This is a genomic window from Shigella sp. SIG6, assembly GCF_053555815.1.
This window is the reverse complement of the sequence record NZ_JBQZXC010000042.1, coordinates 22000-28169: the sequence shown is the minus strand read 5'-3', so window position 1 is coordinate 28169 and position 6170 is coordinate 22000. Positions and strand designations below refer to the sequence as shown.

Sequence of the window (6170 nt, the reverse complement as noted above, 5' to 3'; positions counted from 1 at the left end):
ATAAACCGTGCTGTGTAACTGCTGTGGATCAAATCTGACCACAACTTTTTTCACTCCGGCATTCATTAATGCCATGTTGTAATAAACGTTTTTCGCGCCTTTAAGGGAGCCGCCAACTTTAAGCGTAAACTCGCCTTTGCGTGAAACGTTCACCGCCTCGGCAGGCAGTAACAGCATCCGTTTTTGTTCTTCGGTTGGCTTACGCACAATCGTTCTGGCGTATTCACGCTCGAAAACATCATCAAACGAGAGTTTGCCCCCGCACATTTCTGTTTCACGGCCTGTTCTGGCATTGAACATCGCCACACCTTCGGCAAGGGTTTTCAGAAACAGCTCTGCATCAACAGCGCGGTCGCCATAGTTATCAGGTTTTGCCTGCGGATTTGGCCCCGTATATGCGCCAGCCAGTGCCGGATGCTTATCAACGTATTCCTCAAGCCCACCAACACCGAAAGCACGTTCAACAGGTTTTGCCTGGCCCCAGCCTTTACCGGCAACAACGCTTGTCCAGTGCATTTTCGCACCCATCAGTAAAAACAGTCCTTTTGGATCGTCCTCTTTTACCTTAAAGCGGTAGCGATTGGGCGCGCCTCCCGTCAGCCATTTATTCGCAGCACCACGGGTGTTATCAATGGTGATGTGAAAATCCTCCGGGATACTGTAGCGAGTCACAACATCCATGAACGAGAGGCGAATTGAATCAATGTTCTCGCTCACATCGCAGCGCCAGCCCAGAATTTTTCGGGTTTTCACATCCTGCCAGAACCATGTTTTCGGACGGATCACATCACCGTTAAACCAGCGTACAAAGACGTTATGCAGATAACCGTCGCCGTTGATCCACTGCATGGCGTCCAGGTGTTCCACAGTTCGCGGCTGTGCCGGTATCAGATGCATCAGTGCATGTTCACCTTCACGACAGGCAACAACCATTGCCTCGTCCAGTTGCTGAATCCGGCGAAAGGCCGTGGCACGGGAGGGAATACTCCAGCCATGCTCGCGGGCTGCCAGTTCCAGACGCTCATAACATTTGCGGAAGGCGGGTTTTTCCGGTCGCAGATAATCTGCAATCAGAAACTGCCAGGCATCCTCGTCAAATTCACTTTTGTGAACATTGCGACGGGATGCTCCACGTCCATCAACAAGTGCAGCCGCCCAGTCAGGCTTCGCAAACTTCTGTACCTGGTAATACTTGTCCCGCAAAGTGGATGCGCTGACCTGGTAATGCCCTGCAACGGTCGCAAAAGCCGTTTTCGTTGAAATCCCCTGGTTCAGCATTTCGTCTGTGGCCTGAATTGAGGGCAACCATTTTTCAGCCAGGCTGCGCTGGGAATCGCTGGCTTTATCCCATTTGCTCCATAGTGCCTCACGATCATAATCATGAGCTTCCAGCGTGGGGCGGGCGATTTCAAAACATCCCTGACTGGTTTTAAATTTTCCTTGTTGGAGCAAAACTTCAGCTCGAGCAATGTTAGGAAGAGAAGATATATGGTATTCGTAAGCACCCCCTCTAATTCCTTCTCTTCTTCTCTTGAGCCATCCTTCTCTCTGAGCTCTTTTGTGAACCCCCATTAATGAACCAGGTAAACCAGATAAACCCATGCATTCAATTGCTGATATCCACTCTCTCATTGTGATCCCTTAGATATCTACTAGGCCAAATTTCCTCAGGTTTCATGTTTAAGGCGTCAGCAATAATGCGTTCACCTTTAGGCCATGGCCTGACTAATGCATTTGCAAGCGTCCCGGTTGAATAACCTGAACGTCTGGACAATTTTGCCAGAGGGGTTCCTGTTTTTTTGAGGGCCGCAATCACGTCGGCCCGATGCCAATCGTTACTCATCTTTCGCACACCAACCATATTGCGTATGATAAAGGGTTATCAAAACAAATAATTCGTCTTGATTATCTATTTTATACATTGCATATAAACCAAATAAACCCAACAGGTTTATATTAGTTGATGTGGTTTATTTTGTAATCCATTGATTTTTATATAGATAAATCTGGTAAACTTAGTTTATGAAAAGCGCAAATGAGATAAACCAGTGGATGACACCCAAACAAATTACTGAACTGGATGGAATGCCTGGGACAATACAGGGGGTGCATAAACGAGCAAAGAAAGAAGGATGGCCGAAGCGTTCACAAGAAGGGCGTCGCGGGCCTGGGGTTGAATATATCCCGGCAATACCGGCTATGCAAAAAATTGCTATCGAAGAAATGAATGCTGATACATTGAAAATGTTCTCCCTGTTAATCAATAAACTAGGAGAAAATGAAGTCCGAGAGATAGAGCTAAACATGGCTAAATATGGGCTTTCCGGATTAATGCAAGAACGCCCCTCCATCTCCGTTGACACCCTATTGGCAACGCTGGGTATTGATCGCCAAACACTACAAACAGCTTTGGCGCTGCATAAATTACCTCCAGAAACTCGCCAAGAGATTTTGTCAATGTATGGTGTTCATAAACAGGAAGAGCCTGTAGCTCCTTTGTTGGAACCACAAGATGCGAAAAAAGCCGTATAACAACCATGAGCCAGCTAAAACATACTTCACCTCACATAATCACACATGTAACATACCTAAACGGCATGAGCTGATTTGTGATATGAGTCATTTGGTGACAGCCTGGTTGTTATCGGTTTTGAACGTTTTTTGAAGCTATGATTGAAATGATTTATAGTGTTTTTGTTTTTCGTTTTTTCAATGAAACAAAAGCAATTTTTTACTATCTTTCGCGTTTCATTGGTTAACGCCTAAAATTTGTACTACAGGCTTGCAAGCCCCACCAAATCTAATCCCATCAGATCCCGAATAATCCAATGTTCTCCCGGTTTTTTCGTACTTCAAGTGAATCAATACACTGGGGCAAACGCTAACCCGTTTCCGCCAGCGTAAACATATGCTGGAAAGTATTGATAGCGCCAGCCAGAAGCAAATTGATGAGATGTTTAATGCCTATGCTCGCGGTGAACCTAAAGACGAACTGCCGACCGGCATTGACCCCTTGACGCTAAACGCGGTGCGAAAACTGTTTAAAGAGCCTGGTGTGCAACATACGGCAGAAACGGTGGCGCAGGCACTGACCATCAGCCGCACCACTGCCAGGCGTTATCTTGAATATTGCGCCAGCCGCCATCTGATTATTGCTGAAATTGTTCACGGCAAAGTTGGCAGACCACAACGCATATACCACAGTGGGTGACATGATAAAGCCGGAGGAAACTTGCCTCCGGTATTACTATTTACTTGCCTGTGACCGCTGCTGCCGTTCCTAGCACCATCAGCTCTGTAGCAACGATAACAATCACTAGCCCAACAAGCACCGGCACCGAGGTGCGTTTTACGACTTCAAATGGTGAGATTTTCGCCATCCCGGCAACTGCAACGACTACGCCAGAAACGGGTGATAGGGTACGACCCAGGTTTGACGCCTGCAGCATCGGGATAGTCAAATACGCCGGGTTAATGCCGGAAGAGTGCGCCAGTTTCGGGATCATCTCAACAAACGCATAAAACGGCGCATTGCCTGAACCGGTCGTGACTGCCGCCAGCATGGTCAGAATCACCAATACCAGCATCAGGATGATACTCGCCGAACCAAACGAGGTAGCGATAGAAATCAGACTTTGAATAAAGCCGATGGTGCTAAGCCCCTGAGCGAATACCCCAGCGGCAACCAGCAGCATCACCACGTTAGCAAACGCATCTGCCATCCCGCGATAAGCCACTTCCAGACCAGAGAAAACTTTCTGGGTATTAAAGCTGCGGAGGAACTCCAGAATGGAGGCAATCAGCATACAAATCACCAGAATAGTGATGATGTGTAATTGCGGACCCCATTTACCGTCAAAAATCAGTACACCGATGATCGGCGTGAACGGCAAAATGGCATAAAACGCGGGGGCAGTGGTGGTGATTTCACTGACATCTAACATTTCATGAGAGATGTGCTCTTTTTTATCCAGATAACGTTGCCAGAAGAAGTGGGCGATCGCCATGCCGATAATTGCAGCAATTGAGATAGGCAGCGTCGTTTTGAAGGCGAAGTCAATCAGCGACATTTCGGAAGCCTGCGCCGCCAGCACCACATCCCCTGAAGTCGGTGCGAGAATAATCGCCGCCGGGGAGGCACAAATGGCAGCTGCTGCGTCACGACTGATACCAACGTTTACCATCACCGGAAACAGGGTTGCCATCAGCAAAACACCCAGACCGGTTGCGGAAGAGACGGGCAGTGACATCAGACAAGCAACAAAATAGGCGGCAATCATCAGCAGGTAAGGGGAGTTTATATACTGCAATGGTTTTGACGCCAGCTTGACCACCATATCATTCGCGCCGATATGGGTCATGTAAGCGGCAAAGCCACACAGCATCATAATCATCATGCCGAGGTCGCCGCCGCGGCTCATTAGTAATATTTTAACGTATTCAACGATATCCGTGGCGCTGTTGCCTGTTGAAGCCTGGCTGGACGGTAACACTTTGTGCCCCATAATGGCACTGATAATCAGCAATAACAGGCCACCGACAAATAACACACCAGTGGCGGAATACCCTTTAATGATGTAGCGAGCTACACCCACAATAACCACAACCCCAATAAGGAGTTCAATGAATGTCAGCATAATTTTTCCTGTCTCCAGGCCCAAAGTAAATAATAAAAACTTCCTAAAGCTTAAGGAAAAAATATGCCCAATAAATTGGCGATGAATGCTGATTAAAATCAAGAAAAACTGCCATTAAGACATTGAAGTTGCTGTTTTTATACATAGATAACAAAACGCATATTTAGCGGTTGGCAATTATCACATAATAATGTGTGTAAATTGATGGTGGATTGATGCAAATTTGTTAATTGCAATGGTGTTAGCTGCGGCTGTGCGCTCAAAAAATAATCTAATATGAGCATGGGTTGACGATATATATTATATGCTTCGTTAAGATGATTGTTGTATCTCGTTAAAAAATAAAATAATTTTTCCTTGATTGCATTTTGTCATCAAAAAAGACTTGGTTTTTCTTTTTTGACTATTCCCATCGCAGAAAACGACGCATCATCTTTAATCGATGCGCGGAAATATTTAACTTGAACAAGCGGAAATAAATAGAGCAGCTATTCAGATTATTCTTTATGTTGGGTCTATTAAGGTTATGTTAATTGTAGCTTTGCTATGCTAGTAGTAGATTTTTGATAAATGTTTTATGGTCACAAATGAACGTGAGTAAATATGTCGCTATCTTTTCCTTTGTTTTTATTCAGTTAATCAGCGTTGGTAAAGTTTTTGCTAACGCAGATGAGAGGATGACAACGTTTAGAGAAAATATTGCACAAACCTGGCAACAGCCTGAACATTATGATTTATATATTCCTGCCATCACCTGGCATGCACGTTTCGCTTACGACAAAGAAAAAACCGATCGCTATAACGAGCGACCGTGGGGTGGCGGTTTTGGCCTGTCGCGTTGGGATGAAAAAGGAAACTGGCATGGCCTGTATGCCATGGCATTTAAGGACTCGTGGAACAAATGGGAACCGATTGCCGGATACGGATGGGAAAGTACCTGGCGACCGCTGGCGGATGAAAATTTTCATTTAGGTCTGGGATTCACCGCTGGCGTAACGGCACGCGATAACTGGAATTACATCCCTCTCCCGGTTCTACTGCCATTGGCCTCCGTGGGTTATGGCCCAGTGACTTTTCAGATGACCTACATTCCGGGTACCTACAACAATGGCAATGTGTACTTTGCCTGGATGCGCTTTCAGTTTTGAGACAAATGAAGTTTTAGTAACTTCTTTAAAATCAATAACTAAAATAAGCAACATCAAAAATAACGCGACTTTTATCACTTTTTAGTAAAGTTGCACTGGACAAAGCGTACCACAATTGGTGTACTGATAACCGACACAGCATTTGTGTCTATTTTTCATGTAAAGGTAATTTTGATGTCTAAGATTAAAGGTAACGTTAAGTGGTTTAATGAGTCCAAAGGATTCGGTTTCATTACTCCGGAAGACGGCAGCAAAGACGTGTTCGTACACTTCTCTGCAATCCAGACTAATGGTTTTAAAACTCTTGCTGAAGGTCAGCGCGTAGAGTTCGAAATCACTAACGGTGCCAAAGGCCCTTCTGCTGCAAACGTAATCGCTCTGTAAG

At 45.6% G+C, this 6170-nt stretch carries 6 protein-coding genes and 1 pseudogene; 4 read left to right on the top strand and 3 right to left on the bottom strand.

Annotation, left to right across the window (positions count from 1 at the left end; translation table 11 throughout):
- The coding region (locus tag ACUU1M_RS09550; protein WP_449144663.1) for a transposase domain-containing protein at positions 1-1632 on the bottom strand (1632 nt) is incomplete at its 3' end.
- Positions 1607-1843 (bottom strand): helix-turn-helix domain-containing protein, encoded by a 237-nt coding sequence (locus tag ACUU1M_RS09545; RefSeq protein WP_014532185.1) that lies wholly within the window; start codon positions 1841-1843, stop codon positions 1607-1609. The genes ACUU1M_RS09545 and ACUU1M_RS09550, both read right to left, overlap by 26 nt.
- A gap of 179 nt (positions 1844-2022) precedes the next feature.
- On the opposite strand from ACUU1M_RS09545, the gene ACUU1M_RS09540 reads away from it, so the two are divergent.
- Both ACUU1M_RS09540 and ACUU1M_RS09535 read left to right on the top strand, forming a co-directional pair.
- The gene (locus ACUU1M_RS09540) at positions 2023-2532 is read left to right on the top strand and encodes a DNA-binding protein (RefSeq protein ID WP_000833599.1); all 510 of its coding nucleotides are present in this window, start codon (positions 2023-2025) and stop codon (positions 2530-2532) included.
- Positions 2533-2869: 337 nt separating this feature from the next.
- Positions 2870-3211, top strand: a pseudogene (locus ACUU1M_RS09535) (response regulator); the annotation flags it as partial.
- Between the two features lie 40 nt (positions 3212-3251).
- On the opposite strand, the gene dcuC reads toward ACUU1M_RS09535, so the two are convergent.
- Positions 3252-4637, bottom strand: a complete 1386-nt coding sequence (gene dcuC / locus ACUU1M_RS09530; protein ID WP_199882179.1) for an anaerobic C4-dicarboxylate transporter DcuC — start codon at positions 4635-4637, stop codon at positions 3252-3254.
- A gap of 587 nt (positions 4638-5224) precedes the next feature.
- Here dcuC and pagP point away from each other — a divergent pair.
- Positions 5225-5785 (top strand): lipid IV(A) palmitoyltransferase PagP, encoded by a 561-nt coding sequence (pagP, locus tag ACUU1M_RS09525; RefSeq protein ID WP_005049488.1) that lies wholly within the window; start codon positions 5225-5227, stop codon positions 5783-5785.
- 174 nt (positions 5786-5959) lie between these two features.
- Positions 5960-6169, top strand: a complete 210-nt coding sequence (gene cspE, locus ACUU1M_RS09520; RefSeq protein WP_000034825.1) for a transcription antiterminator/RNA stability regulator CspE — start codon at positions 5960-5962, stop codon at positions 6167-6169.
- Position 6170: the final 1 nt, after the last annotated feature.

Excerpts from the sequence above, each read along its gene's own strand:
- ACUU1M_RS09545 (WP_014532185.1), bottom strand. The coding sequence starts at position 1,843 with ATGAGTAACGATTGGCATCGGGCCGACGTGATTGCGGCCCTCAAAAAA.
- ACUU1M_RS09540 (WP_000833599.1), top strand. The coding sequence starts at position 2,023 with ATGAAAAGCGCAAATGAGATAAACCAGTGGATGACACCCAAACAAATT.
- dcuC (WP_199882179.1), bottom strand. The coding sequence starts at position 4,637 with ATGCTGACATTCATTGAACTCCTTATTGGGGTTGTGGTTATTGTGGGT.
- pagP (WP_005049488.1), top strand. The coding sequence starts at position 5,225 with ATGAACGTGAGTAAATATGTCGCTATCTTTTCCTTTGTTTTTATTCAG.
- cspE (WP_000034825.1), top strand. The coding sequence starts at position 5,960 with ATGTCTAAGATTAAAGGTAACGTTAAGTGGTTTAATGAGTCCAAAGGA.